The sequence below is a fragment of the Umezawaea sp. Da 62-37 genome (assembly GCF_032460545.1).
In the GTDB taxonomy this organism is placed as follows: domain Bacteria; phylum Actinomycetota; class Actinomycetes; order Mycobacteriales; family Pseudonocardiaceae; genus Umezawaea.
Window position 1 is genome coordinate 9648151 of sequence record NZ_CP135965.1, and the last position, 25804, is coordinate 9673954.

Annotated in this window: 22 protein-coding genes; 17 read left to right on the top strand and 5 right to left on the bottom strand. The window is 70.7% G+C overall.

Going from position 1 to position 25804, the window contains the following annotated elements; translation table 11 throughout:
• Positions 1-337 precede the first annotated feature (337 nt).
• From RM788_RS43650 to RM788_RS43665, 4 genes are all read left to right on the top strand, one after another.
• Entirely contained in the window at positions 338-886 is a 549-nt protein-coding gene (locus RM788_RS43650) for a transposase (protein ID WP_315926383.1), read from the top strand.
• Positions 887-1213: 327 nt separating this feature from the next.
• On the top strand, positions 1214-1699 hold the full coding sequence (locus RM788_RS43655) for a lysoplasmalogenase family protein (RefSeq protein WP_399341925.1): 486 nt from the start codon (positions 1214-1216) through the stop codon (positions 1697-1699).
• Between the two features lie 1154 nt (positions 1700-2853).
• A complete protein-coding gene (locus tag RM788_RS43660) occupies positions 2854-3900 on the top strand; it encodes a ParB/RepB/Spo0J family partition protein (protein ID WP_315926387.1) in 1047 nt (348 codons plus the stop codon).
• 28 nt (positions 3901-3928) lie between these two features.
• Positions 3929-4348: a DUF6027 family protein gene (locus RM788_RS43665; protein WP_315926389.1), complete on the top strand. Its 420-nt coding sequence runs from the start codon at positions 3929-3931 to the stop codon at positions 4346-4348.
• A 6-nt stretch (positions 4349-4354) separates the two neighbouring features.
• Here RM788_RS43665 and RM788_RS43670 read toward each other — a convergent pair whose 3' ends face one another.
• Positions 4355-5665 carry an MFS transporter gene (locus RM788_RS43670; RefSeq protein WP_315926391.1) on the bottom strand — a complete coding sequence of 437 codons (1311 nt, stop codon included), beginning with the start codon at positions 5663-5665 and terminating at the stop codon, positions 4355-4357.
• A 143-nt stretch (positions 5666-5808) separates the two neighbouring features.
• Here RM788_RS43670 and RM788_RS43675 point away from each other — a divergent pair, with 143 nt between their 5' ends.
• Positions 5809-6243 carry a PPOX class F420-dependent oxidoreductase gene (locus RM788_RS43675; protein WP_315926393.1) on the top strand — a complete coding sequence of 145 codons (435 nt, stop codon included), beginning with the start codon at positions 5809-5811 and terminating at the stop codon, positions 6241-6243.
• An 8-nt stretch (positions 6244-6251) separates the two neighbouring features.
• A complete protein-coding gene (locus RM788_RS43680) occupies positions 6252-7373 on the top strand; it encodes an aminotransferase class V-fold PLP-dependent enzyme (RefSeq protein ID WP_315926396.1) in 1122 nt (373 codons plus the stop codon).
• 6 nt (positions 7374-7379) lie between these two features.
• Here the strand turns inward: RM788_RS43680 and RM788_RS43685 are convergent, their stop codons facing one another.
• Positions 7380-8954, bottom strand: a complete 1575-nt coding sequence (locus tag RM788_RS43685) for a pyridoxal phosphate-dependent aminotransferase (RefSeq protein ID WP_315926398.1) — start codon at positions 8952-8954, stop codon at positions 7380-7382.
• 79 nt (positions 8955-9033) lie between these two features.
• On the opposite strand from RM788_RS43685, the gene RM788_RS43690 reads away from it, so the two are divergent.
• The 3 genes from RM788_RS43690 to RM788_RS43700 all read left to right on the top strand — a co-directional run bounded on the left by RM788_RS43690 (position 9034) and on the right by RM788_RS43700 (position 12534).
• Positions 9034-9906: a phosphotransferase family protein gene (locus RM788_RS43690; RefSeq protein ID WP_315926400.1), complete on the top strand. Its 873-nt coding sequence runs from the start codon at positions 9034-9036 to the stop codon at positions 9904-9906.
• A 65-nt stretch (positions 9907-9971) separates the two neighbouring features.
• Positions 9972-10868 (top strand): TauD/TfdA family dioxygenase, encoded by an 897-nt coding sequence (locus RM788_RS43695; RefSeq protein WP_315926402.1) that lies wholly within the window; start codon positions 9972-9974, stop codon positions 10866-10868.
• A 34-nt stretch (positions 10869-10902) separates the two neighbouring features.
• The gene (locus RM788_RS43700) at positions 10903-12534 is read left to right on the top strand and encodes an alkaline phosphatase family protein (RefSeq protein WP_315926405.1); all 1632 of its coding nucleotides are present in this window, start codon (positions 10903-10905) and stop codon (positions 12532-12534) included.
• Here the strand turns inward: RM788_RS43700 and RM788_RS43705 are convergent.
• Positions 12522-13982: a coproporphyrinogen-III oxidase family protein gene (locus RM788_RS43705; RefSeq protein ID WP_315926407.1), complete on the bottom strand. Its 1461-nt coding sequence runs from the start codon at positions 13980-13982 to the stop codon at positions 12522-12524. The genes RM788_RS43700 and RM788_RS43705 overlap by 13 nt on opposite strands.
• A 256-nt stretch (positions 13983-14238) precedes the next feature.
• On the opposite strand from RM788_RS43705, the gene RM788_RS43710 reads away from it, so the two are divergent.
• The 8 genes from RM788_RS43710 (at position 14239) to RM788_RS43745 (ending at position 23973) form a co-directional block, all read left to right on the top strand.
• Positions 14239-15423 (top strand): sulfatase, encoded by a 1185-nt coding sequence (locus RM788_RS43710; protein WP_315926409.1) that lies wholly within the window; start codon positions 14239-14241, stop codon positions 15421-15423.
• A gap of 225 nt (positions 15424-15648) precedes the next feature.
• Positions 15649-17322, top strand: a complete 1674-nt coding sequence (locus tag RM788_RS43715; RefSeq protein ID WP_315926410.1) for a B12-binding domain-containing radical SAM protein — start codon at positions 15649-15651, stop codon at positions 17320-17322.
• A 76-nt stretch (positions 17323-17398) separates the two neighbouring features.
• Positions 17399-18484: a sulfotransferase family protein gene (locus RM788_RS43720; protein ID WP_315926413.1), complete on the top strand. Its 1086-nt coding sequence runs from the start codon at positions 17399-17401 to the stop codon at positions 18482-18484.
• On the top strand, positions 18481-19233 hold the full coding sequence (locus tag RM788_RS43725) for a class I SAM-dependent methyltransferase (protein ID WP_315926415.1): 753 nt from the start codon (positions 18481-18483) through the stop codon (positions 19231-19233). The genes RM788_RS43720 and RM788_RS43725 overlap by 4 nt, the downstream gene beginning before the upstream one ends.
• A 16-nt stretch (positions 19234-19249) precedes the next feature.
• Positions 19250-19708, top strand: a complete 459-nt coding sequence (locus RM788_RS43730) for a ferritin family protein (RefSeq protein ID WP_315926417.1) — start codon at positions 19250-19252, stop codon at positions 19706-19708.
• Between the two features lie 5 nt (positions 19709-19713).
• On the top strand, positions 19714-21708 hold the full coding sequence (locus RM788_RS43735) for a methyltransferase domain-containing protein (protein WP_315926419.1): 1995 nt from the start codon (positions 19714-19716) through the stop codon (positions 21706-21708).
• Complete coding sequence (locus RM788_RS43740; RefSeq protein ID WP_315926421.1) at positions 21675-23039, top strand: sulfotransferase family protein; 1365 nt, start codon at positions 21675-21677, stop codon at positions 23037-23039. The genes RM788_RS43735 and RM788_RS43740 overlap by 34 nt, the downstream gene beginning before the upstream one ends.
• Complete coding sequence (locus tag RM788_RS43745) at positions 23011-23973, top strand: dimethylarginine dimethylaminohydrolase family protein (protein ID WP_315926423.1); 963 nt, start codon at positions 23011-23013, stop codon at positions 23971-23973. Before RM788_RS43740 ends, RM788_RS43745 begins: the two co-directional genes overlap by 29 nt.
• Here RM788_RS43745 and RM788_RS43750 read toward each other — a convergent pair.
• Both RM788_RS43750 and cysC read right to left on the bottom strand, forming a co-directional pair.
• A complete protein-coding gene (locus RM788_RS43750) occupies positions 23915-25159 on the bottom strand; it encodes a glycosyltransferase 87 family protein (RefSeq protein ID WP_315926425.1) in 1245 nt (414 codons plus the stop codon). The genes RM788_RS43745 and RM788_RS43750 overlap by 59 nt on opposite strands.
• Positions 25156-25722, bottom strand: coding sequence for an adenylyl-sulfate kinase (gene cysC, locus RM788_RS43755; RefSeq protein ID WP_315934901.1), 567 nt, complete (start codon positions 25720-25722; stop codon positions 25156-25158). Before cysC ends, RM788_RS43750 begins: the two co-directional genes overlap by 4 nt.
• Positions 25723-25804 lie beyond the last annotated feature (82 nt).

Consider the following 25804-nt stretch of genomic DNA (forward strand, 5'->3'; position numbering starts at 1 on the left):
CCTGGATCGCAGTCCGCGCGTCACCGGACATCTCATTGTGGGGAACCGGGTCCGCCTGCGTTTTTTCCAAACCGGCCTCCGCCCCGATCACCACCCCTTGATCGAACTCTAGGCCCGCCACCATTCGCCCACACCGCAATTCGGCCGAAAGCGGAAATCGGGCCAGGGACGAACCTCGTGGTGTGCACCTGTTTGCGGTGTGCTTTCAGCGCGTGCTGGACTGGGCTATGTCGGCCTGGAGTGGCAGCGCAGCCTGTCCTCGGCGACTTTGCGCGGGGTCGCCAGGGACGCCGAGCACGTGCTTGGGCGGATCTCAAGCTGGCAGCGTGTTCGCGCGGTGACCGGGTCAGGCTTGCGGGTCGAGGATCTCCACGAGGAGCCCGCGCACGCGGCGGTCGATGTCGTCGCGGATCGGGCGGACGGCGGCACCTGCTCGATCTTCGTGTGGACCGAGCCCCTGGCCGGGTGGCGCCGGGTCCACGCCCTGACCCGGCGCACCAGGATCGATTGGGCCGGGCAGGTCAAACAACTCCTGACCATCGACTATCCCGACGCCGAGACCGTGGTGCTGGTCATGGACAACCTCAACACCCACGGCATCGCCTCGCTCTACGAGGCCTTCGCACCCGGCGAGGCCTTCGACCTGGCCCGGCGCCTGGAGATCCACCACACCCCCAAACACGGGTCCTGGCTCAACATCGCCGAAATCGAACTGTCCGCGCTGTCACGGCAATGCCTCGACCGCCGCATCGGCGATCTCGACACCCTCAACACCGAACTCGCCGCCTGGCAACAGGCCGTCAACACCGAGCAGCGCCAAGTCCGCTGGCAGTTCACCACCGACGACGCCCGCACCCGGCTCCGCTACCTCTACCCCAAAAGTTAGAAGCGACGCTCTACTAGATCGTTCCCACCCAGATGTCGCCCTAGGGGGTCGACACGCAGGCGTACGAACCGGCCGTGTCCAGGAAGGCCTGACTGCCACGGACATCGGTCGACACCCCGACATCGCTGCCCACCGCCAGCGGCTCCGCTCTCAACCGACGCGGCACTGTCACTGGTCACCGCCGAAACACGGGAGCGTCATGACCGGGGTCTCTCTCGGTCCGCCAACCCGGCTGTACTCGCCGCTGGCCTGCTGTTCGGGCGCTCTCAATCGGGGTTATCTCGCCGCCCAGTTCGTCGGCGCCGCCCGAGTCGCCTGGGTCACGCAATGGGCGCTGTGTCAGTACACGCCGCGGCAGTCTGTTTCGCGGTCACCGGTGCGCCGCACACGCGGTCGGTGCGTCTGGCGCTGGTGGCGCTCGCTTTCTCTTTGCTGGAAAAAGCGTTCCGGAGTTGTTCGCCGGTGATGCCAGGTTCCTGGCTATGGTGGGGCTGTTCCTGTTGCGACCAACTCGTCTACGCGGTGGCGTTCTGGCCTTGGCGGCACCGTTTGGTGCTGCGTCGGCCCGCGCTGGTCGGGTACCTGCTGTCGTTCGGCACTCTGCTGGTCGGCTGCGCACCGGGTGCGGGCGGCCTGCTCGTCCCGGTGAACTTCTATGGGCTTTCCCTGACGCTGATGGCCATGCTGGCGACCGGCGTCAACCGGCTGGCGGTGGTCGGTAGTGTCCTGTTATTTCGTCTCCGACGGACTGATCGCCTTGAATGCCTTCGCGGGTTGGTACAACCCACCGTGCGGGCTTCTGGGGGAGGCTGACCTACCTGTCCGGCCAGGCTTTGACCGCTGTCGGCGTCTCCCGTGCACGCGAGGGCCGGAGCCGAGCGCGGTCTGACCCTCTCCGGTGGCTATCAGGGCAGGAGAGCGTCTCTCCGCGCGGCAGGTTTCGCCTCGCCGACGACGGAGGCAAGCCTGATGCGTTCGACCCGACCCGCTCCGCGCGGCGTTCCGGACCTGACTGGGCGCCTGCCAGCAACAGGGCGGCCAGCACCCAGGCGCCTGCAGCCCACCACGCCCATTACGTCGCGTCGATCACGGCCCCCACGGTGTTAATCGCTGCGGTCAGCGCCAGCGCGAGCAGAGAGTATCGGAACACCGCGTCCGCGCCGTGGTTCGGCATGTCATGTCCTATCCTTCCATCACGCTCCCAGTTCCGTCACCGGCTGTATCTGCAGGACGGGTGAGTCCGATACACACAACGGGCGATACCCACAAGTGGAGTCCGAAAAACCTGAATTTCCTCCGGCACGGTGTACGGCATCAACTTTTCTGCCGAGTAGATACGCGTCGGTTGGAATGAAGGGCATGGTGGTCCGGGTCGACGTGAGCAAAGCCTGTCGGCTGTCGAAGCATTGGGGAAGATGCCGATCCTCTGCGCCGAACCCTTGTATTGCTATGGCCTGGTGGAGGCGTCGACAAACGGGATGATTGCCTGGGTCGGCCCGAACTCCGCAGGGCGCGAGATCTTAGTGCCTCTGCGGATAACGGGCAAGTCCAGGAGAGATGTTGGAGTGCTGATATCCGTCCACGGATGCGCCGCAGGGCGGGTCCGGAGGTCTCGGGCCTGTCGTGCAGCGCTGCTCCCGTCGCGAACAGGAGCGACCAGTTGTCCGCCTTTCGGCTTATTGCCTGTATTGGTCAAGTCGCTATGCTCATGATCTGGACAATTGGCTTGCGAAGTGTTCGGATAGTACTTTGTTTGGGCATGCATTTCTTCCGACGGGGAATAGGTGATGAAATGGTCTGTTCTTTCGTGCGCCTTCAGGCGGGATCATGAATATTCTGGAAATTCTTGCAAGGCGGCTGCAGAAGCCGTCGTCATCTCGCAGTCCCACCCGACCGTGCGTCGCCGTGTGAGCGGTACGACCGGGCAAGGCTGCTTGTTGCCGCACGCACGTTGAGCGGGAGTTCAGATGACAGACGCGGGGAGGACGTCCGGCGCGAACGGCAAGTCGTTCCAGGGGGCTGGGAGCGCCAGGTCGGGCACACTTCACGCGGCCACCGTGGTGCCGATCGGGTCGTTGGTCGTCGGGGGCTCGCCGAGGTCGGCGGGGGAGGACACCGAGCACGCCAAGGTGCTGTCGGAGGTGCAGGCCGATCTGCCGCCCATATTGGTGGACAAGGCGACGATGCGGGTCATCGACGGCGTGCACCGCCTGAGGGCCGCCCAGATGCAGGGGCGTCGGGAGATCGAGGTGCGCTTCTTCGAGGGCGCCGAGGGCGACGCGTTCGTCCTGGCCGTCTCGGAGAACGTGTCGCACGGGCTGCCGTTGACGTTGGCGGACCGGAAGACCGCGGCGGCGCGGATCATGGGGTTCCGGCCCGAGTGGTCGGACCGGGTCATCGCGCTCGTGACCGGTCTGTCGCCCACGACCGTGGCCGCACTGCGGCGGCGTCCAACTGCTCGAGTAGCGCAGTTGGACAGCAGGATCGGCAGGGACGGCAGGGTGCGCCCGGTGGACGGGACCGGGGGCAGGCAGGCGGCCTCCGCCTTCATCGAGGACCATCCCGACGCCTCGCTGCGGGAGATCGCGCGTTACGCCGCCATCTCGCCGGAGACCGCGCGGGACGTCCGCGACCGGCTCCGGCGCGGCGAGGATCCTTTGCTGCCCAGGCAACGCGGTCCGCGCCAGCGGGTGGGCGACGCCCCGCAGGTGGAGCGGGATGCCCAGCCGCGGCGGGTGACCCCGGCCGAGCAGTCGCTGCTGCTGGAAAGCCTCCGTCGGGATCCGTCGTTGCGGCTCAACGATGTCGGCAGGACGTTGCTTCGGCTGCTGAGCACGCACAGCATCGACCGGCAGGAGTGGGTGTGGCTCACCGAGGGCATTCCTGCGCACTGCGTGGACCGCGTGATCGCGGTGGCCCGCGAGTGCGCGTATTCGTGGGGGGATTTCGTGGCCAACCTCGAGAGGCTGGCCGAGGATCTGGCCAATCGCGGCGAGTCGGACCGCACGGGATGAGTGCGCGACGCACGGGAGGCGGTCAGTTGTGACCGAGGTGGAGGACAGGGACGGTGACGAGCCCGTGGTGCGGCTGCACCGCTGGCGGGCCACGTGGCCCGACGACGACCCGCACGCCAACTTCAAGGCCGAGGTCGTCTCGTACGGGCTGCTCGACCCGCTCACGACGGTACGTGGGATGTCGGCGAACCTCGGCATCCCGGCCGGCGCCATCGCCCGCTATGTGCTGGCGAAGTGGGCCACCGGCGGGAGCGCGGGCCTGCTGGAGTTGGGCCCGGTGATGGTGCACAGGCTGTGGGAACCTGTGTCCGCCGCCGAGGCTGCCGACAGTGACGAGCGCAGGTTGGCTGCCTACCATCAGCTCCGGCAGATGCTGTCGTGGCTGAGGCTGCCGCTGGAGGACCCGACGGTGTACCCGGCGCAGGACGCGGGTTCCGAGGCGGGCTGACGGTCTTTAGCCAACGGCGGAGTTCGCGGTCTTCTTGTCCGGCAGGGGTTTGCCCGCCGGTATACCCGCCGGTGCCAGCAGCACGGCGAGGCAGGCGGTGCACGCGATGCCGATGAACAGCGCCGCGACCGGCCAGGTGCCCTTCACCCCGCCGACGAGAGTGGTGGCGACGAGGGGGACGAAGCTGGAGGCCGTCGCACCCACCTGGTAGGTCACCGCGATGGCGGAGTAGCGGGTGTCGGCGGGGAACCGGTCGACGAGGAACGCCGCCAGGCAGCCGTACGCCGCGCCGTGGCCGACCGCCATCGCCAGCACGAACGTGAGCACGACGAGGAAAGGTTTGTCGGAGGTCAGCCACGTCATCGCGGGTACCGCGGTCGCGGCGGTCACTAGGTAGCCGAAGACCATGACCGGCTTGCGGCCGACCCGGTCCGACAGCGCCGCGTAGAACGGGACGGACAAGCACTGCAACCCGGCGCCGACCACTAGGCCCGTGAGCGGCAGGGTGCTCCCGCCCGCGCCGCGGGCGGAGGCGAATGACAGCAGGTAGACGGTGTATACCGAGACCACCGAGCCGACCCCGAGCGCCGCGAGGGCCCCGCACACCACGTGCCGCCATCGGGTGCGCAGCACGGTGAGCGCCGGCACCCGCCTGATCCGGTCCGCGGCGCGGATGTCGGCGAACTCCGGGGTCTCCGCGATGCCGACGCGGACGTAGACGCCGAGCGCGACGAGGACCACCGACAGCAGGAACGGCACCCGCCAGCCCCAGTCGAGGAATTCGGCGCGCGGCAGCGTGGACACGGCGCCGAACACCACGGTGCTAGCCAGCAGGCCCAACGGGAAGCCGATCAGCGGGCCGCTGCTGTACAGGCCGCGTCGACCCTCCGGCGCGTTCTCCACGGCGAGCAGCACGCCGCCGCCCCACTCGCCCCCGATCCCGATACCCTGAAGGACGCGCAGCACAACCAGCATGACCGGGGCCCACGGACCGACCTGCTCGTAGGTCGGCAGCAGCCCGATACCGAAGGTCGCCACGCCCATGACCAGCAAGGTGAGCACCAGCATGGACTTGCGGCCGACCCGGTCGCCGAAGTGGCCCACCACCAGCCCGCCGAGCGGGCGCGCCACAAACCCGGCGGCGTACGTGGCGAACACCGCGAGCGTGCCCGCGGACGGGGAGGTGGACGGGAAGAACAGCGGGCCGAGGACGAGCGCGGCGGCGGTGGAGTACAGGTAGAAGTCGTACCACTCGATAGTGCTGCCGACCGTGCTGGCGACCAGCGCCCGCCGTGTGCTCGTCCGCATCGCCGCCATGGGGCCACCTTCCCGGTCGTACCGGGCAACAGCATCGGCAGCGACCGGGTCCACCGTCAACGATCGTTGCCGGACAACACCTTCCGGTGCGGTGGCAGGTCCGCGGGTTCGACGCGAGATGGGTCTTGGGCCATGCTCGGCAGATGACCTTCGTGCTCACCGCCGCGGCTCGGGCCCTCCTCGACGGGCCGAACTTCGCGGTGCTGTCCACCATCGGCCGCGACGGCAGCCCGCACTCCAGCGTGGTGTGGGTGGAACGGGAGGAGGACCATCTGCTGTTCGCGACGGTTAGGGGCAGGCAGAAGGAACGCGACATCCGCCGGGACCCCAGGGTCAGCATGACCGTCTTCGACGTCGCGCGGCCCTACCACTACGTCGAGGTCCGGGGTCTGGCCACCGTCGTGCTCATCGACGCCGTCGTGCTCAACGACCGCCTCGCCAGGAAATACACCGGCGAGGACTTCAAGTACCACCGGCCGGGCCAGGTGCGGGTAGCGGTCCGGATCGACCCCATCCACGCGACCGGGTCCGCGGTCCGGCAGGTCCCGTCCGAACGCGCCGACAGCGCGACCCGGTGAGGTCGGACGTGGATCCCTTCGCCCGGTTGGGCCTCCGTGCCGTGGTCAACGCCAAGGGTCGCTACACCACGCTCGGCGGCTCGTTGATGGCTGAGCAGGTACTGGAGGCGATGTCGGCGGCGGGACGGTCCTACGTGGACATGTTCGAGCTGCACCGGCGCGCGGGCGCCCGGGTCGCCGAGCTGACCCGTAACGAGGCGGCCTATGTGTGCAACGGGTCCGCGGCGGGCCTGTTCCTGGCGACGCTGGCATGTGCCACCGGCCCGGACGACGTGGCCATTGCGCGGCTACCCGTGCTCGGCGATCGCGACGAGGTGGTCATTCACCGCTCGCACCGGATGCCGATGGACCCGGCGATCGGGCTGGCAGGCGTGCGACTGGTGGAGATCGGCAACGTCATGCGCACCGAGGCGGCCGAGCTGCGGGCCGCGTTGAACGCCCGCACGGCGGCGGTGGTGTACATGGCCGGGGACTTCTTCGCGCAGGGGGCGCTCGGGCTGCCCGAGACCGTCGCGATCGCGCACGAGGCCGGGGTGCCGGTGGTCGTCGACGCCGCGGCGCTGCTGCCGCCCGTGACGAACCTGTGGCACTTCACTGCAGAGGTCGGGGCGGACCTCGCCATCTTCAGCGGTGGCAAAGACCTCAGCGGCCCGCAGGCGTCCGGGATGATCCTCGGACGGGCGGACCTGGTCGACGCGTGCTTCCGGCACGGGAGCCCGCACACCAGGCTGGCGCGCGGGATGAAGGTCGGCAAGGAGGAGATCGCCGGTCTGGTCGCCGCGCTGGAGCTGTACCTGGAGACCGACCACGACAAGCGCCTGGAACGGATGGACGCCGTGGTCGCGACCTGGGTTGATCGGCTTGGCATGCTGCCGGGTGTGCGCGCTGAGCGCTCTTTCCCCAACTCGATGGGGCAACCTGTGCCCAGGGCGGTCCTGGAGGTGGACCCCGCGATGGCGGGCCTCGACGCGCGCGAGCTGGCCAAGCGCCTCGCCGGCGGCGAGCCGTCGGTGCTCGTCCGGATCCGCCCGCACGAGCGGCGGATCTTCCTCAGCCCGGACACGCTCGACGACGACGAGGCCCGACTGGTCGTGGAGCGGATCAGCGCCCTCGTCACCGGGCGGGGCTGAGGACGGTCAGCCCCGCGCGAGCGACCGGAGCGCGCGGATCGCCGTCGCCAGGCCACCGGGCTCGCCCGCTGTGGACACGCGGACCCAGCCGCCGTTCAGGCACCCGTTGAGGATCGCTGGGTAGACGGCCACGCGCGCGTCCGCGAGCGCCTCGCGGAACCACAGGTACCCGTCGTCGCAACCGTGCGGCCGCACCGCGATGTTGATCGAGTGGGTCGGTCGCACCACGTCGAAGCCCATGGACAGCAGGGTGTCCGCCGCGCGGTCGCGCTGGACGACCAGAGCCCGGTCCCGCCGCTCCCGGTCGGAGAGGTACGAGCGGTGGGCGCGCCCGAGCGACTCCGTGGTGAGCCCGTAGGTCCGCTCGAACTCGGCGAGCTCCACCCGGCCGATGCCGACCAGCCCTTCCACCCGCCAGCGCTCCATCCGAGCCATGACCTCGATCAACAGGTAGAAGACGGAGGCCGGGCCGCCGTAGCTCGTGGAGGCGTACTCGTAGAACTCGTCCACGAATTCGCGGCCCGCCACCAGCCAGCCGAGTTTGAGCCCCGGAGTGGACAGCGACTTGGACAGACTCACCACGCGCACGACCCGCGGATCGGCGCGCAACGCGCTGCGCCGCAGGGGTCCGAGGCATTCGTGTGCCTCGTCGAGCACGATCGTCGTGTGCGGGCCCGCGGCCCGGATCAGCCGTTCGAGCTCATCCTCAGCCACGGCCGTGCCCGTCGGGTTGGTGACGGTCTGGAGCAGCACCAGCGGCGTCGCGGGGGTGAGCTGCTCGATGAGCGGCCGCAACGAGGTCCCGTTGCCGGAGGCGCACACCAGCGGCACGAGCCGTACCGAGGACCGCTTGGCCACCGCCTCCATGAGCGGCGGGTAGTTGGGCAGCCCGCACAGCGCGGGCGCGGCCTCCTCGGGGCGGTGCGCGGTCGAGGAGCCCAGCACGAAGTCGGCCACCGCGCTCACCCCGAAGGTCCCGCCCAGGGTGAGGCAGACGTTCCCGACGTCGTAGGGACTCCCGGCCACGGTCGCGTTCTCGAACTCCGCTATGGCCTCCCTGGTCGCCCGCCTGCCGCGCGAGTCGGAGTAGCCGTACCAGTCGCGGTCCACGGCGTAGGACAGGCACGAGCGCAGCGTCGCGGGCAGGCCGAAGCACGTCTCGTCCACCGAGCCCGACGACAGGATCAGGTGCCGGTCCGAGCGCAGCCGTCCGTAGAGGTCGTCGCGGAAGTAGGAGTTGAACAGCTCCTTGACGAAGCGCACGGTCGCCCGCGACCCGAGCACCTCGTCGCCGGTCACAGTCCTTCGTGGTCTGCTGCTCCGCCAGAGGTCCGCGACCTCACGGCGGCCGCCGACCACCTCGGCCTCCACCCTGGAGAGGAAGAGGTCGCGCAGTGCCAACGGGTCGGTGGGGTCGGACACCCTGCTGTAGAGGTCGATCAGCCGATCGCCGACGGCCGGGTCGAGGTCATGGCCGCCGCTGGGGGCGGGCGCCGCGGCGGGCGGGATCGGGAACGGCACGGCAGTGGTCTCGGGCAATCGCGCGAACAGCGCGGTCGGGGGCAGGACTTCCGCCGTCACGTGGCAGCCTCCCCGACGAAATGGTCGATACGTCGTGGGACACTATCCGGGTTGCCGGTTTTCCAGGAGTGGGGAGCATATGGGCGCCGACACCGTCCCCGTCCACCTCCGCGAGTGGGCAGCGCGGGAGTTCGGCGCCGTGGCGTCGTGGCGACGGGTGGAGGGTGGCTACAGCGCCGCCACGCGGTACGTCGTCACCGCCGAGGCGGGTCGTTCGGTGTTCGTCAAGGCGGCCAGCGACGAGCTGACGGCCGGGTGGCTGCGCCGGGAGCACGAGGTCCTGTCTGGGGTCTGCACGCCGATCGCGCCCACCGTCCTGGGATGGCTCGACGGTCCTCTCCCGCTGCTCGCGCTGGAGGACCTCAGCGCGGGGGAGTGGCCCCCGCCCTGGCGCGCCGGGCTCGTCGCCGGGGTCGTGGGCCTGCTGGCCGAGCTGCACTCTCATCACGCCCCCGCGCATCTGCCGCGGCTGGTGGATGACCGCGACGTCACCGAGGGCTGGGAGGTCGTCTCTGCGGACCCGGAGCCCTTGCTGGCACTGGGGATCGTGGACCGCGACTGGGTGACGGACTCGCTCGACGTCCTCCGGGCCGCGGCGGCGGCAGCTCCCCTGGACGGCGGTTCGCTGCTGCACTGCGATGTGCGCAGCGACAACATCGTCGACCTCGGTGGCCGCACCGTGCTGATCGACTGGGACCGCTGCGCGATCGGCAACCCGTTGTTCGACCTGGCTTTCTGGGCGCCCAGCCTGCAGGTGGAGGGCGGTCCGGAACCGGAGCGCGTCGTCGGCCGGGCACCGGAGCTGGCCTCGCTGGTCGCCGGGTTCTTTGCCGCCCGCGCGTGGCGGCCGCCGCCGCGCCCCGGGAGCACCGTGCGCGGACTCCAGTTGGCACAGCTGCGTTCCGCGCTGCCGTGGGCCGCGCGGGAGCTGGGTCTCGCACCGCCCTGGTGACCTTGTCGGGACGTCCCGGCGTTCGTAAGCTCCAGCGGGCGGGATCCAGGAGCGGAGGAATGGCGATGACCCGGTCCTCAAAGCGGTATGCGGGCACCTTCCTGGGCGTGGACGACGACCTCCTGCGAGCCCGCCGCGCGGAGGTCCTGGACCACCCACGGTGGTACCCCGAGCCGGAATGGCTCCGCTCTGACGCGGTTTCCGCCGCGGACCTGCTGAACGACGACGCGGTGTTCGGCGGCGTCGTCGGGACACTCGACGCGTTCGGCGCGGTGGAGATCGACCTCGACCGTCCACTCACGGCGGAAGAGTTCGTTTTCTTCGGGGCCCTGCTGGGGCGGCCGATGCCCGAAACGGCGCCGGACGTGCGGCCCTACGTCGAGCGCGACGTGGTGCTCAACCTGGTGGCCGAGCACGGGATCATCGCCGACACGGGCTTGCAGCCCTTCTCCGAGACCGCTTTGACGCTGCACACCGAGAGCAGCGGCAAACCCACCCGCGACCAGCCGCGCCACCTGGTGTTCCAGTGCCTGCGCGCACCCGAGCCCGACCACGGCGCCCAGACCCTCGTGGTGTCCGGCACGCGGGTCCACGACGTCCTCGACGGGGCGCAGCGCGACGTCCTGGAGCACTGCCGCTACGATGCCGACCCGGCCGGACCTCCCATCCTGCGGGAGCTGTCGGGCCGCCCGTGCTTCTCCTTCCGCGACTTCGCCGACCAGCCCCTGCGCTGGGTCCACGACGCCACCGACGAGGTCGACCACGAGCGGGTCAACTCCGCCTTCCGCGCGTTGACCGCCGCCCTGTACGACGTCGACGCGGTGCGCGGCATCCACTGGCGCCCCAACACGGTCCTGGTGCTGGACAACACGTTCGGCTTCCACGGGCGTTCCGCCGGAGTGGGTGGCCGGACACCAGCCGAGCGCAGGCACCTGATGCGCCTGCGCATCCTGGTCTCCTGAAGCGCAACCGTCGACAGAGTAGGAGGACGCCGAGGTGTCCGCTGCAAGGGTCGCACCCCAGCTGGCCGTCGTAGGTCTGGACGGCGTGTCGTTCAACGTCCTCATGCCGATGGTCGACCGGGGTATCCTGCCGAACTTCCGCAGGCTGCTCGACCTGGGCGCGCACGGTCCGCTGATCTCGACCGTCCCGTGGCAGACGCCGGTGGCCTGGACGTCGATGGCGACCGGGGTGAACCCCGGCGGGCACGGCGTCTACGGCTGGTGGAACCCGGACCTGCGCTCGGGCGAGCTGGTGCCCGTGAGCGGCGCGCAGGTCGAACGCGCCAGGTACTGGGAGGTGCTCTCCGGGACGGGCGTCGCCGTCGGCGTCGTCAACGTGCCAATGAGCTACCCGGCCCGGCCGGTGCGCGGCTTCACCATCGCGGGACTCGACTGCCCGTCGTCGGCGCCCGAGGAGGACCCGCTGCTCGCCTACCCCCGCGGCGTGCTCGACGAGGTCGCCCGGACGACACCGGACGGCGTCCGGCGCTACCGGGTGATGCCGGAGCGCCTCGACGGCGAGGACACCCTCGCGGCGGCGACGCGGTGGACTGAGGTCGAGCGCCACCGCGCGGACTCCTTCTTCGCGCTGGTCGAACGCTACCGGCCGGGGTTCGTCCAGCTGAACCTCTTCGCCACCGACCACATCGCGCACCGGACCCGACCGGGGGACCCGGCTCGCGACCTGGCCTACCGCAGCGCCGACGAGTTCCTCGGCCGGTTCCTGGACCGGTATCCCGACACCGACGTGCTCGTGGTGTCCGACCACGGCTCCTGCCCGATCGACCACTTCCTCATGGTGCACAACTTCCTGCGGGAGCTGGACGTCCTGCACTTCGGCCCGTGGCTGGCGGACGAGCAGGTGCCCGTCGTCCTCGGCCCCCACGCGTCGGCCGAGGAGTGCGCGCGGCTGGTGGAGCGGCTGCGGCGGGAGGGCCGCGGGACGCGCGCGGAGATGTTCGAGCGCCACCGCGACCGCTTCCCCGGCGCGAACGTGGGGTTCTCGACCATCGACTGGGACCGCACCAGCGCCTTCTGCACCTCCGATTACGGCCAGCTGCGGATCAACCGGGAGCGCGGCGCGGGCGCGGTCGTCTCGGACGCGAAGCACCGGCGGCTGCTGGAGCGGCTCGGTGCCGCGTTCCTCGACCTGCGCCGACCCTCCGGCGAACCCCTGGTGGAACGGGTGCTCCGCCGCGACGAGCTGTACCGCGGCCCCCACGCGGCGGCGGGACCCGACCTCACCCCGGTACCGGCGGCGACCGACGTGTACTTCTGCCAGGTCTACAGCTTCTATGGCACGGGGGAGGGGCGGCTGCTCGCCCCGATCGGCGAGGTGGTCGACCCCGCGCGCACGGGGTGCGCGGGCGACCACCACGCGGAGGGCGTACTGATCGCTGCGGGACCGCGGATCACCGCACGGGGTCGGCTCGCCGAGGCGTCCCTCCTCGACATCGCGCCCACCGTGCTGGACCTGTTCGGGGTGGAGCCGCTGCCGGAGCACGAGGGCGTGGTGCTGGCGGACCTGCGGGGGCGTGACAGGAGGGGGCCGAGCCCCGGCGAGCCCGTCGATGAGCAGGCCGAGGGGCTGCGCAGGCGCCTGATGTCCCTGGGCTACCGGATCTGAGTGCCGTCCACCGCACGCCGGGGCCGGGCTGTTGTGAGCGGAAAGTACTGGCTGGCCTCCCTGGAACGTCCGACGGACAGGTGCCGGTCGAACAGCGCCCGCTGGGCAGGTGAGTGGAACTCGCCGCACACGTCGTCGCCGAACGGCGCCGCTTCCGTCCGCAGCCGCAGCAGGCTGCCCAACGAGGCCAGCGCGCCCATGTCCAGCAGCTCCGCCAGGAAGGGGAAGTCCACGACGGGGTCGGAGCCGAACTCCGCGCGGTAGTCGTCCACGTCGAACTGCAACTCCAGAAAGCTCGACACCCCGAACGCGCGCCGGTCCTCCTCCGGCGACGGCGTCGACCGGCCCACGACGGGCAGCCCGCCCGCCTCCACCCGCGCGGTCCACGCCCGCAGGTCGAGCTCGTTCATCACCGCCGATCCACCCACGTAGCCGTAGGCGCCGGGCCCCACCGGCACGATGTCGAACGACACCCCGGCGCTGCGGCGGTTGTAGTGGTGCAGGCCCTCGGGGCGGTGGAAGTTGCGCACCCGCTGGTGCGCGTACCCGTGGTCGAACAACGCCCGCCGGGTCGCCTCCAGCCAGTTCCGCTTGTCCTCATCACTCTCGGTGAACAACGTTTTCGCGGCCTTGGCCGCGAGCGGTGTCCCGGCGGCGACCTCCAGCGCGTTGAACGAGATCATGGCAGGCTGCCACACCAGCGCCCTGGCCACGTCCTCCAGGTGCTGGTCGAGGCGCTGTCCGGGGATGTTCGCCATCAGATCGACGTTGACGTTGCGCAGCCCGGCGCCGCGCGCCATCCCCAACGCGGCGTCGGCCTGCTCGGCGGTGTGGTGGCCGCCCATGGCGGCCGAGACGTCCGCGTTCCACGTCTGCACGCCCAAGCTGATCCGGGTGCACCCGGCCGCGCGCACGGCGGCCAGCTTCTCCTCGGTGGCGTCGCGCGGGTACCACTCCACGGTGATCTCAGGCAGGTCAACGAACGGCATGATCCCGCGGATGCCGGTCAACAGGTCGTGGAGCTGGTCGGCCGACAGCACGCTCGGCGACCCGCCTCCGACGAACACCGCCTCCACCGGTCCGGCCGCTCGGTCACCGCCGACCAAGTCCTCCCAGAGGCGCAACTGCGCCAACGCCGTCCCGACGTAGCGGCTGGCCGCGTCGTCCACGTAGTGGCCGGGGTAGAACCGGCAGAAATCGCAGCGCTGGGCGCAGAACGGGACGTGGATGTAGATCAGCCTGGTCCTGGCGCGCGCCGTGCGGCGCGGTTGGTACTCGGCGGCGAACCGCCCAGGTTCGACGCGCTGCGACGGCAGCGGGTAGAAGCCGACCGGCCTCACCCGGTCCGGGTACCGCTTCCGTAGGGCCGTCGTCAGCTCGTCCGCGTAGTGGTCGCCGATCCGCACCGGTGCGCCCCCTCGTCGTCGGAACCGCCAGGAACCGTTCACCCTGGCCCAAAGTAGGCCGACGTCGGCGTGCGCGGTAGTCGACCCGCGGCACGGCGGTCCCCGTCCCCGGTGTACCCGACGACCTCGCGCGGTGATCGTCGATCACGTTGACACCGATGCCCACGCACCTACGATGCCGGTACGGCGGGAACGCGGGGCTCCGGACCCCGTGCCGGTGCGTCCACTGTGGATTGTTTGGGTCCGGTCGGGTGATCTCGACCGGCGGACCGCCGTCCCGCGGCAAGAGGGGATCATCGTGCAGCAGCCCAACGTCCTGCTCGTCTCACTGGACACCCTCCGGGCCGACGTCGCCTACTCGGGCAGATTCCCCGGCATCGAGTCGCTCCGCGCGCGCGGTGTGACCTGTGCGCAGGCGATCTCGTCCGCCCCGCTGACCCCGATCAGCCACGCGACCGTGTTCACCGGCCTCCAGCCGCCGGGCCACGGCATCCGGCACCTGCTGCGCGAACAGCTCAGGACTGACGTGCCCACGCTTGCCGAGCGCCTCCGGTCGGCGGGGTATCGCACCGGTGCGGTCGTGTCCTGCCCCGGCCTGGACAAGTGGTACGGCTTGGACCGCGGTTTCGACTTCTACGACGACGAGATACCACTGCTGCCCGACGGACGGAACCCGTTGACGGTCGGCGACGTGAAGATGCGGGGTCTCGCGCTCAAGCGCGCGCCCGTCGTGGCCGACCGCGCAGCCCGGTGGGTCGCGGAGCAGGACGGCCCGTTCTTCCTGTTCGCCCATTTCTTCGACGCGCACTGGCCGTACGAGCCGCCCGAGGACGTGGGGGTCGAGGTGGCCAACCCCTACGAGGGCGAGGTCGCCTTCAGCGACCACCACCTGGCCCGTCTGCTGGGACGGCTCGGGGAACTCGGGTACCCGTTGGACTCGATGCTCGTCGTCTGCTTCTCCGACCACGGCGAGGACCTGGCCGGGTGGTACCCCAACGACCACTCCGGTGAGCTGGGCCACCCGTACGAGGAAGGGCACGGCTGCCTGCTGTTCGACGCGACGCAGCACGTGCCGCTGGTCTTCGCCGGTCCCGGCCTGCCCGCCGGGACCGAGGTCCCGGCCCAGGTGAGGCTGGTCGATGTGATGCCCACCGTCCTGGACCTGCTGGGGCTGGAGGCGGTGGCGTCGGACGGGGAGTCCCTGGAACCGCTGCTGCGGGGGCGGGAAGCCGCGGACCGACCCGCCTACTGCGAGACCTACTTCCCCGAGGAACGGGCGCGGGCCGGTGACTACCCGGACCTTGAACCCCTGCACGCGGTCCGGCTCGCCGAGGGCGATGGGCGGAGCAAGGTGGTGTGGCACCGGCGCAGCGGGCGCGTGGAGCGCTACGACCTCGTCGCCGACCCGCACGAGCTGGACGCGCAGGTGCTGGTCGATGGGCACGACAACGGGGACGCCGCCCTCCCCGTCCTGCCGCGGTAGCAACCGGTTCCCCGCCGCGGTGGGAGTCCCGTGGCGTAAAAGACTTCCGTTCGTCGGACGACCTCGTGCTGTCCGCACCGGCGCCTTGGACCTCCCGAGGCGATTTCGGTAGCTTGCTGGTGGACGTCCAACGTCGGCACCGTGCCGGAATCCCGTTCGCGCACAATGGGTTCCGGTCGTGGTGAGGTGCGGCGTGCTCCCGAATCCACCGACGGGGAGGAAGTCATGGCACGCAACGTTTCCCTGGCACTCGAGCTCTACAACGACGCCAACGATCTCATCGACCAGCGGTATATGACCCAGATGCGCGAGCAGGACATCACCCCTGTGCCGACGGACCCCTCGCTGCCGCGGTTCACACTCGTCGTCGGACCGTCGCCCTTCACGATGCCGCGCGGCTGGGAGTTCTTCCTGACCTCGCCCTACGAGGGCGCCACGTACATCGGCACCGTGCTGCACAACGCGGGCTACCCGGTGCGGATCGTGGACGTGCGCTACGCGCTCGACCCGCTGCAAGCCGCCTACGACCAGATCGTGGGTCAGACCGACGTGCTCGGGCTGTGCACCTTCGAGGACAACTTCCCGTGGTGCCGCGAACTGATGGACCGCGTCAAGCTCACCGAACCCGACGTCCCGATCATCTGCGGCGGCTCGCTCGTGACCTCCGTCCCGCACGTGTTCATGGAGAGCACGGCGTGCGACGTCGCGGTCGTCAGCGAGGGTGAGATCACCATCCTGGAGCTGATGGAGAGCTACACGGCGGGGCGCTGGAGCACCGACCTGCCGAACATTCGCGGTATCTGTTACCGCACCCCGGAGGGCGCGAGCAGGCGGACCCGCCCGCGAGGCCAGATGATGGACCTCGACGCGCTGCCGAGGATGCGGCTGGACCTGTGGCCGCAGGCGCACAGCCCCATGGGGTTGCAGCCGCAGATCATCTCCTCATACAGCAGAGGCTGCAAGATGGACTGCTCCTTCTGCTACCGGACGACACCGCAGGTGCGGGCGAAGTCCCCGGAGAAGCTCGACCGTGACCTGTCCTGGTTGAAGTCCCAGTACGGCATCGACTTCTCGTTCTTCGTGGACCTGACGTTCAGCTCGCACCGCAGGCAGACCGTCGAGGTCTGCGACGTGATCAAGGACCACGACCTGCGCTGGACGTGCCTGACCCGGTGCGCCGACATGGACAAGGAGCGCGCCACCGCGATGCGCGACTCCGGGGCCGACATCATCCTCTACGGCGTGGAGTCGCTGGGGTCGGAGGTGCTGCGCGAGGCCCGCAAGGGCAACAGCGAGAACCTCACCGTGCGCGCGATGCGCACGACCTTCGAGGCGGATGTCAGGTTCGGCGCGCTGCTCATCGTGGGGCTACCCAACGAGAACGAGGAGTCCCTCGACCACATGGTCGAGTTCGCCGAGACCTATAACCACGTGACGAGGGTGAAGTACCTGTCCGCGATGCCGGGGACCACGGTGTACCGGCAGGCGCTCGGCTCCGGGCTGATCCGCTCGGAGATCGATCACCTGAACTGGCTGTCCGTGGAGCAGGCGCTGCACGAGGACGAGTTCCTCAACGTCAGCGAGCTGTCCGAGCGGGCGTGCCGGGACGCGTACAAGCGGATCTACGACGCCTACGAGCCGGGTCCGGTGATGGACTTCAAGCACTATCCCGAGCACTTCCGGTATTTCCACCCGCAGCCGGACGACGGCACGGTGAGGTCGACGTCGTACGCGGGTTCGGGGTGGCGCAGCAGGTGGAGTTCCGCGGGCCCGGCGATGGTGCCGGACGCCGACCGCTTCACGTTGGACAAGTGTGCCGCCCCCGAGGTCGCGAGCAGGGGCAGCAGCCTCATGGACTGCGGTGCCAAGACGATGGCGAAGTCCGCGCCCGCGAATTGAGCACCGTCACCGGGCGGGGAGGAGGCCGAATGGGGAACGACGGACACCGGCGGCTCGGACCCGGCGCGGGCAGCCCATGACGGACGCCGCACCGGGCGACGGTCCCGTGCTGATCATCGGAACGGAGCGCTCGGGCTCCAATCTGCTGCGCCTCGTGCTCAACGCCCACTCGCGCGTCGCCGTGCCGCACCCGCCGCACTTCCTGCGCTACCTGGCGCCGATCGCGGACTCCTACGGCAACCTCGAGGACGACGCCAACCTGCGCTCGCTTGTGGCCGACGCGATGCTGCTGTTGAGGGTGCACCCGCACCCCTGGGGGCACCCGGTCGATGCCGAACAGGTCATGCGGGAGGCGGGCAGGTCCGTGTTCGGCGTCGTCGCGGCACTCTACGACCAGTACCGTGCCGCGGAGGGGAAGGCCCGCTGGGGCTGCAAGAGCACCTTCACCGTCGACTACGTGGACGAAGTCCTCGCCGAGCGGCCCGACGCCCGGTTCGTCATGTTGGTGCGCGACCCGCGCGATGTGGCCGCCTCCGCCCGGCGATCGGTGTTCTGCCACTACCACCCGGCCCGCACCGCCGCCCTCTGGGCACGCCAGCAGGAACGCGGGCTGGCCGCGTTGGACCGGCACGGCGCCGCGGTCGTGCACCTGCTGCGCTACGAGGACCTCGTTTCCACACCGGACAAGGAGGTCGAACGGCTGTGCACCTTCCTCGGCGAACCGGTCGAGGAAGCGATGTTCGCCCACCACACGTCGCCCGCCGCCCGGCGGACGGCGGCTCTGGCGGAGTCCTGGCGCAACGCCGGGGCACCGATCACCACCACCAGCGTGGGCGCGCACCGGCACCGGCTCACCCCCGCCGAGCGGGCAGTGGTCGAGCAGATCACGGGAAGCGCGATGAGCAGGCTCGGCTACCGGGTCGACCCGCGCCACGCACCGGTCGTGCTGCCGTCCGCGCTCGAAGTGCGCCTGCGGGACCTCGGGACCCGCGTTCTCGTCGAAGCGCGGTCGCTGCGGCGGGACGACAACGCGCGGCAGCGGTTGGCGCGCGACGTTGCGGTCGCCTGGCTGAGAGCCAGGGCACGGCTCCGCTCCGGCGCGCGCACCCATCGGACCACGCGCCAGGACGGCCGCGTCCGACCCATGGAGGACATGCCGTGAACGCTGAGGCTCAGTCGGTCGTCGACCACTTTTCCGCGCGGGCGGGCAAGTACGACAGGTCGAGTTCCTGGTGCACGGACGACAAGCTCGGCGACCTCGTCCTCCGCTCGGCCCGGCCGCGTCCGGCGGACCGGGTGCTCGACGTGGCGTGCGGCACCGGCCTGGTGTCGAGGCTGTTCGCTGGCCGGGTGGCCGAGGTGGTCGGGGTGGACCTCACCGAGGCCATGGCCGTGCAGGCCCGGCCGCACCTCTCCCGGTTGCACATCGGGCGTGCGGAGGCGCTGCCGTTCGACGACGGCGAGTTCGACGTCGTGGTCTGCCGCCAGGGCATCCAGTTCATGGACCTGCCCGACGCGGTGCGCGAGATGGCGCGGGTGACCCGGCCCGGAGGTCGGGTGGTGCTGGTCGACCTCTGCGCCTACGGCGAGGAGGACCGCGACGAGTACTTCGAGGTGCTCCGGCTGCGCAACCCGGTACGGCGCCACTTCTTCCTGCCGACGCACCCCGCCCGCCTCCTGGAGTCGCAGGGGTGCGACCCGGTCGAGTCCCACCGGTACATCTCGGTCGAGGACGTCGACGTGTGGTCCGACAACGGGGCCATCGGCGAGGCCCGCCGGGAGGCGATCCGCGAGGTCTACCGCACCGCGTCCGACGACTTCAGGCGGCTGCACTCGGTCCGGGAGTCCCACGGGCGCGTCGTCGACAACATGCTGTTCATGGTGACGGTCGGGCACAAGCCCCGGACGTGAGAGCGCGGGGGAGACGATGACCGGACCGAGCACGAGGCTGCACCCCGGACTGCGGGCGGCGTTCGCCGCCGAGGCCGTGGCCGCGGTGCGCTATACCTACTTCGCCCAGGTCGCCGAGGTCGAGGGGCACGCCGAGGCCGCCAGGCTGTTCACCGACGCGGCGCGGAGCGCGGAGTGCGCCGCGCACGGGCACCTGGACTTCCTGCGGTACTCCGGTGATCCCGCAGCGGACGAGTCGATCGGCGGGACCGAGCTGAACGTCGCGACCGCGGTGAGCGGGGCGCTGCGGGGCGCCACCGAGTCCTACCCCGAGCTGGTGGCGGCCGCGCACGCCGAGGGCATGGCCGACGTGGCCGGGTGGCTGACCACCGTCACCGCGTTGAAGAACGCCCACACGGCCAAGTTCGAGCGCGTGCTCGCCCAGCTGACCGAACACACCTTCGCCCCGGCGCCCGCCGGACCCGACCCGGAGTGAGCGCCATGACGACCGACGACACCAAGACCCGCGAGGTGGGCCCGACCGCGCTCACCGGTGACTACGTCGCCGCGTCCATCGTGGTCTTCTCCGGGTTGGAGGCGGTCCGCCGCAACCCCTCGATGTACGTGGGCTCTACCGACGCCGACGGGTTGCACCACCTCGTGTTCGAACTGGTCGACAACGCCGTGGACGAACACGAGGCGGGCCACTGCCGCGACGTCCACGTCACCGTGCACGACGACGGCTCGTGCTCGGTGCGCGACGACGGCCGCGGCATCCCGACCGGCCCGCACCCGGAAACGGGCCGTCCGGCCTGCGAGGTCGTGCTGACCACGCTGCACTCCGGCGGTAAGTTCGGCGGCGACTCCTACGCGACCTCGGCCGGGCTGCACGGCGTGGGCCTGTGCTGCGTCAACGCGCTGTCCCGGTGGCTGTCGCTCGACGTCTGGCGCGACGGGGAGCACGTGCGGCAGGACTTCGCGCGCGGCGAACCTGCGGGCGACCCGGTACGAGTCGACGGCTCGACCCGTCGGGGCACACTGATCCGGTTCGGCCCGGACGACGCCGTGTTCGGCGAGCACGGGTTCGACGCGGCCACCATCGCGGATCGGATGGAGGAAGTGGCGTTCCTGCACCCCGGCCTGAGCGTGCGCTTCACCGACGAGCGCACCGGCAGGGAGGACACCTTCCTGCACCTGGACGGGGTGCGCGGGCTGCTCGAACACCGCAACCGGCACGCGACAGTCGTGCACCCCGCGCCGATCGTGGTGGCCGACCGGTCGGGCTCGCCGGCGGTGGAGATCGCGCTGTGGTGGACCGAGGGATACGTCGAGGAGATCTGGAGCTTCGTCAACGGCGTCCGCACCAAACAGGGCGGCTCGCACGTGGAAGGGCTGCGCGCCGGGCTGGCCTCGGCCGTCAACCGGTACGCCGCCGACCACGGCATGCTGGACACGTTCGCGGGCGAACGGATCACCACCGTCGACATCCTGGAGGGCCTGACCGCGGCGATGATCGTGCGCATGGACGCACCGCGATTCGACGGGCAGGTCAAGCAGCGCCTGCGGACCCCGGAGGTCGCGCATGTCCTGAAGGGCGTGGTCGAACGCGCGCTGTGGCAGGCGTTGCTGGATGACCCCGACCTCGGCCGCCGGGTCGTCGCCAGGGCCCTGGACGCCACGAGGGCGCGGCTCGCCGCGCGGCTGGCGGGTCGGACGGCCCGCCACCGACCACGTGAACTGGAGATCGACTACACGGTCTACCAGCGCCAGTTCGGGATCCGCTCGCGCAACTGGCACGACTCGTGCTCGTGGCTGACCGACGACGGGCTGCTCGCCCGGCACGCGGCCCTGTGCGAGGTGCCCGCCGACACCAGGATGCTGGACGTCTGCTGCGGTAGCGGGGTCGTCGGCAACGCCTTCGCGGGCCGGGTCGGCGAGATGATCGGCCTGGACATCACCCCGGAGATGGTCCGGCTGGCCTCCGACCGGCTCGACCGGGTCGACCAGGGCACCGTCTACGACATGCCCTACGAGGACGGCGCCTTCGGGCTGGTTGTCAACCGCGAGGTACTGCACCTGCTCCCGCAGCCGGAGAAGCCCCTCGCGGAGATCTTCCGGGTGTTGCGGCCGGGTGGCCAGTTCATCGTCGGCCAGATCGTGCCCTACGCCGACGAGGACGCCTTCTGGATGTTCCGGATCTTCAAGAAGAAGCAGCCGCTGCTGTTCCAGATGTTCCGGGAGCAGGATTTCCGGTCGCTGCTGCTCGACGCGGGCTTCGTCGACCCCCGGATGGAGGAGTACTTCCTCTGGGAGTCCATCGACCTGTGGATAGACACCCACGAGACGACCCCCGCGCACCGCAGCGAGATCCGCCGCCTGTACTACGACGCCCCCGCCGAGGTGCGGGCCGTGCACCCGTTCGAGGTGCGGTCGGACGGCTCGGTGCGGGACAGGTGGCGCTGGTGCGTCTACTCCCTGCGCAAGCCGCTCGGCTGACGGCGATGACCACCCGCACCAAGGTGCCACCCCCGTCGTTCGACCGGCGGCTTGCCGTGCTGCGCGGCCTGCGCGGCGCGGGCGTGCCCTCCTTCACCGAGAGGATCCGCGAGCTGGTGGTCGTGGCCTCCAGCTCGCGCGGCGGGTCGAGCATGTTCACCGACCTGCTGCGCGAGTCGTCCGACCTGCTGCACCTGAGGGCGGAGATCAACCCGTTCCTGCGGTTGGCGGGCCTGGACCACCCGGTCGCGGGCGACGATGACCGGCTCGAACCCCGGCACTGGCAGGGGTTGTCGCGACGGCGGCGCCGACTGCTCGACGAGGAGCTCGCCCTGGACGCGGGCACGCCCGCCGCACGCGTGGACGACGGGGCGCACCTGCTCGACGTGGCGTGGCGATTGGCGGTGCAGTGGCCCGCGGTCGACTTCGACCCCGAGCGCGTGGTGCGGGCAGGCAGGCGGGTGCTCGACCGGGTCCGGCGGGAGTCCGGGTGGGATGCGGGCGAGCTGCGCGACGGCCGCCGGTTCCAGTGGGAGCTCCTCCACGACCTCGCCGCCGACGGGTATGCCGTGGACCACCGGTACTACGACCTGCCGGGAACGGACGCGGTGCGACCTCCGCGCGGCGCCCCCGGTGACCGGCTGGTCGAGGAACCGCCCTTCGTGGCGCTGCGCGCGTGGCGGCGGGCGGACGAACGCGACTGCGACACCAAACCGCTGGTGGTCAAGACGCCGAGCAACGCCTACCGGCTCGCGTTCCTGCGTGCCATGTTCCCGAACGCGCGGCTGCGGGTGGTGCACCTGACCCGCAACCCGGCGGCGTCGATCAACGGCCTGTTCGACGGCTGGCGCCACCCCGGCTTCCACGCGCACCGGATGACCGAGCCGCTGCGCATCGCGGGCTACTCGGACGAGTGCCCGCTGGACCGTTGGTGGTGGAAGTTCGACCTGCCACCGGGGTGGCGGCAACACACCGGGTCGCCGCTCACCACGGTGTGCGCGTTCCAGTGGCGCTCGGCGCACGACGCGGTCCTCGACGCCGTGCGCGACGACGGGATCAACAGCGTCCAAGTGCGCTACGAAGACCTGGTGTCGGGAGCGGAGAGCAGGACGCGGTGCGTGGCCCGGCTGTGCGACTGGCTGGGGATCCCGTTTGACGGCACCTTCGCCCGCGCGGTGCGCGACGGGCTCGATCCGGTGGTCACGACGAAGCCGCCGTCGCCGGGCCGGTGGCGGCGGCGGGCGGAGGCGATCAACGAGGTGCTGGCCGGGGACGTCCTGCGGACGGCGGAAAGGCTCGGTTATGGCGGCGACCCCGCGCACTGGATCTGACGGGCTCAGCACGCACGGCGGTGCGGGATGGCGGCCGAGGACCGCGGCGCACACCGCCGAACTCGGCGGGATCTGGGCCGAATGCGGGTGCACGAGCGAGGTGGACCCGTTGCGGGCGGTGCTGCTGCTGCGCCCGCCGGACAGCATGGCCTCGGCGGTCGACGCGCGGGCCAACCTCATGGTGGGCCCCGTTGACCTGGGCCTGATCCGCCAGCAGGCCGAGGGGGTCGCGGCCGCCTACGAGGAGCACGGCGTCCGTGTGCACCGGGTGGAGCCGAACGCGGTGGCCTCGCCGAACGTCGTCTTCGCGCGGGACCTGTTCTTCATGACGCCCGGAGGCGCGGTGGTGGCCCGTATGGCCTCGGCGCAGCGCGCAGGTGAGGAACCCGTCATCGCGCGGGCACTGTCCACCCTCGGCGTGCCCATCGAGCGCACGGTCACCGACACCGCCACCTTCGAGGGCGCCGACGCGCTGTGGCTGGACCGGACGACGGTGGTGGTCGGCGTCGGGTTCCGGACGAACGCCGCCGGGGCCCGCGCGGTCGCGGGGGCGCTGTGCGGGTACGGCGTGGACGTGGTCAAGGTGCGTCTCGGGCCGGGCGTCCAGCACCTCCTCGGCAGCGTCGTGTTCCTGGACCACGGGCTCGCCGCCGTCCACGGCGCCGCGGTGGGCCCAGGCCTGCGCACCCTGCTCCGCGACCGCGGCTACCGGCTCCTGGAGGTCCCGCCGGACGGGGAGCTGCTGACTGCCCGCGGCATGAACATGGTCGCGCTGGCTCCGGGGCGGGTGCTGATGCCCACCGGCGCCCCGGTGCTCCGCGAGCGTATGGAGGCGGCGGGGGTCAGCACCCACGAGGTGGACGTGGGCGAGTACGTCAAAGCCGCCGGAGCTCTCGGCTGTCTGACCGGAGTTCTGCACCGGTCGGCGTACTGACGCCTGACGTCCTGCTGGCCCTGGACGTGACGGCCAAGGCGACCGCGACCAGCACGGCGAGCAGCGGCAGCCAACTCGCGGCGATCTGCGTGAGCGGGTCGTCGATGCGCAGGGCGTCCGCGGGGTCGCGGGGAACGGCCCACGCGTACGGCCGCAGCGCGATGGCCGCGACGACCACTCCCCAGCCCGCCCACCCCAGCGGCGTCCGGACGGCGGCGGCCAGGAACACCAGCCCCGGCACGACCCACACCCAGTGGTGCTCCCAGGACACAGGGGAGACGACCAGGGCGACACCGGCGGTCACCAGCACGCCCCACTGGTCCTGCCCCCGCCGCCATAGCCCCACCGCCAGCGCCAGGCCCAGCACCGCGAGGACGACGGCCAGGCACGCCCACACGAGCGTCGTGTCCGTGGAATGGGCGACCCGCACGACGACACCGCGCAATGACTGCTGGAACCGGTGCTGGGTGATGGCGACGCGGTCGGCGTCGACGAACACACCGCCCCAGTACTTCAGGGTGTCCGAGGGCAACACCGCCAGGCTGAACAGCACCGTCGCCAGGAAGGTGACCGCAGCGGTCAGCGCGGCCCGAAAGCGGCGCGTCAGCAGCAGGTACACCAGGAACACGCCGGGCGTCAGCTTGACCGCCATGGCCAGGCCGATGCCGACGCCCATCGCCTTCGACCGCGACAGCAGGGCGAAGTCCATCAGGACCAGCACCACCAGCAGCAGGTTGACCTGACCGGTCTCCAGCGTGGCGCGCACCGGCCCGAGCCACATCGCCGCCAGCGCGACGACGGCGACCAGCGCGATCTGCTGGCGCGCCGGCCCCGGTCTGACCCAGCGCAGGGAGAGCAGCACCACGGCTTCGACCAGCAGCACGTTGACGAACGTCCAGAGGATCTTCAGCGTGCCCGCGCCCACCAAGGACAGCGGGACGAACAGCACAGCCGCGAACGGGGGGTATGTGAACTGGTAGCCGAAGGGCGGGACCACCAGCTGATACAGCGGTTTCCCGTCGGTCACCGCCCGGCCGCCGCCGACGTAGACGGCGAGGTCCTCCAGCCAGTCCGGCTTGTCGCCGTTGACCAGCACCGCGAACCACGTGCCCAGCACGGCGCAGCCGAGCACCAGGGCCACCAGCGCGGCGACGGCGAGCGGGCGCCGGTCGGCGCGGGCGGTCATCGTGGGACCCTGGTCAGCAGGAAGGCGTGCACGGTGTCGATCGACTCCTCCGGTGTCTGGATATGGGCCGGGATGACGAGATCCGGGTCGGTCGGTGCCTCGTAGGGGTCGTCGACTCCGGTGAGCCCGGTGAGCCCGCCGCCGCGCTGAAGGGCGTACAACCCCTTGACGTCCCTGGCGCTGCACACCGACATTGGGGTCGCGACGTACGCCTCGACGAAGTCGAGACCGAGTTCGGCGTGCCCGGAGCGGACCCGGTGCCTGCTCGACGCGTACGGGGCGATCACGGGCACGAGGGTGACGACGCCGTGCCTTGCGAGCAGGCTCGCGACGAAACCGACGCGCCGCACGTTCTCCTCGCGGTCCGCCCTGCTGAACCCGAGGTCCCTGGTGAGGTTGCTGCGGACCTCGTCGCCGTCGAGCACCTCGACCCTGTGCCCCGCGGCCCGCAGGCGGTCCGCCACGCCATCGGCGATGGTGGATTTCCCCGCGCTGGGCAGGCCCGTCAGCCACACAGTGATGCCGGGAACGAAGGCCGTCGCTCCCGGCGGTGCCGCACCCATCGCCTTCACGATCGAACACCTCCGTACCGACGGTCCCGCACGACGCCGACCCATCGGCTGGCAACCCTAGCGACGGCGCTCC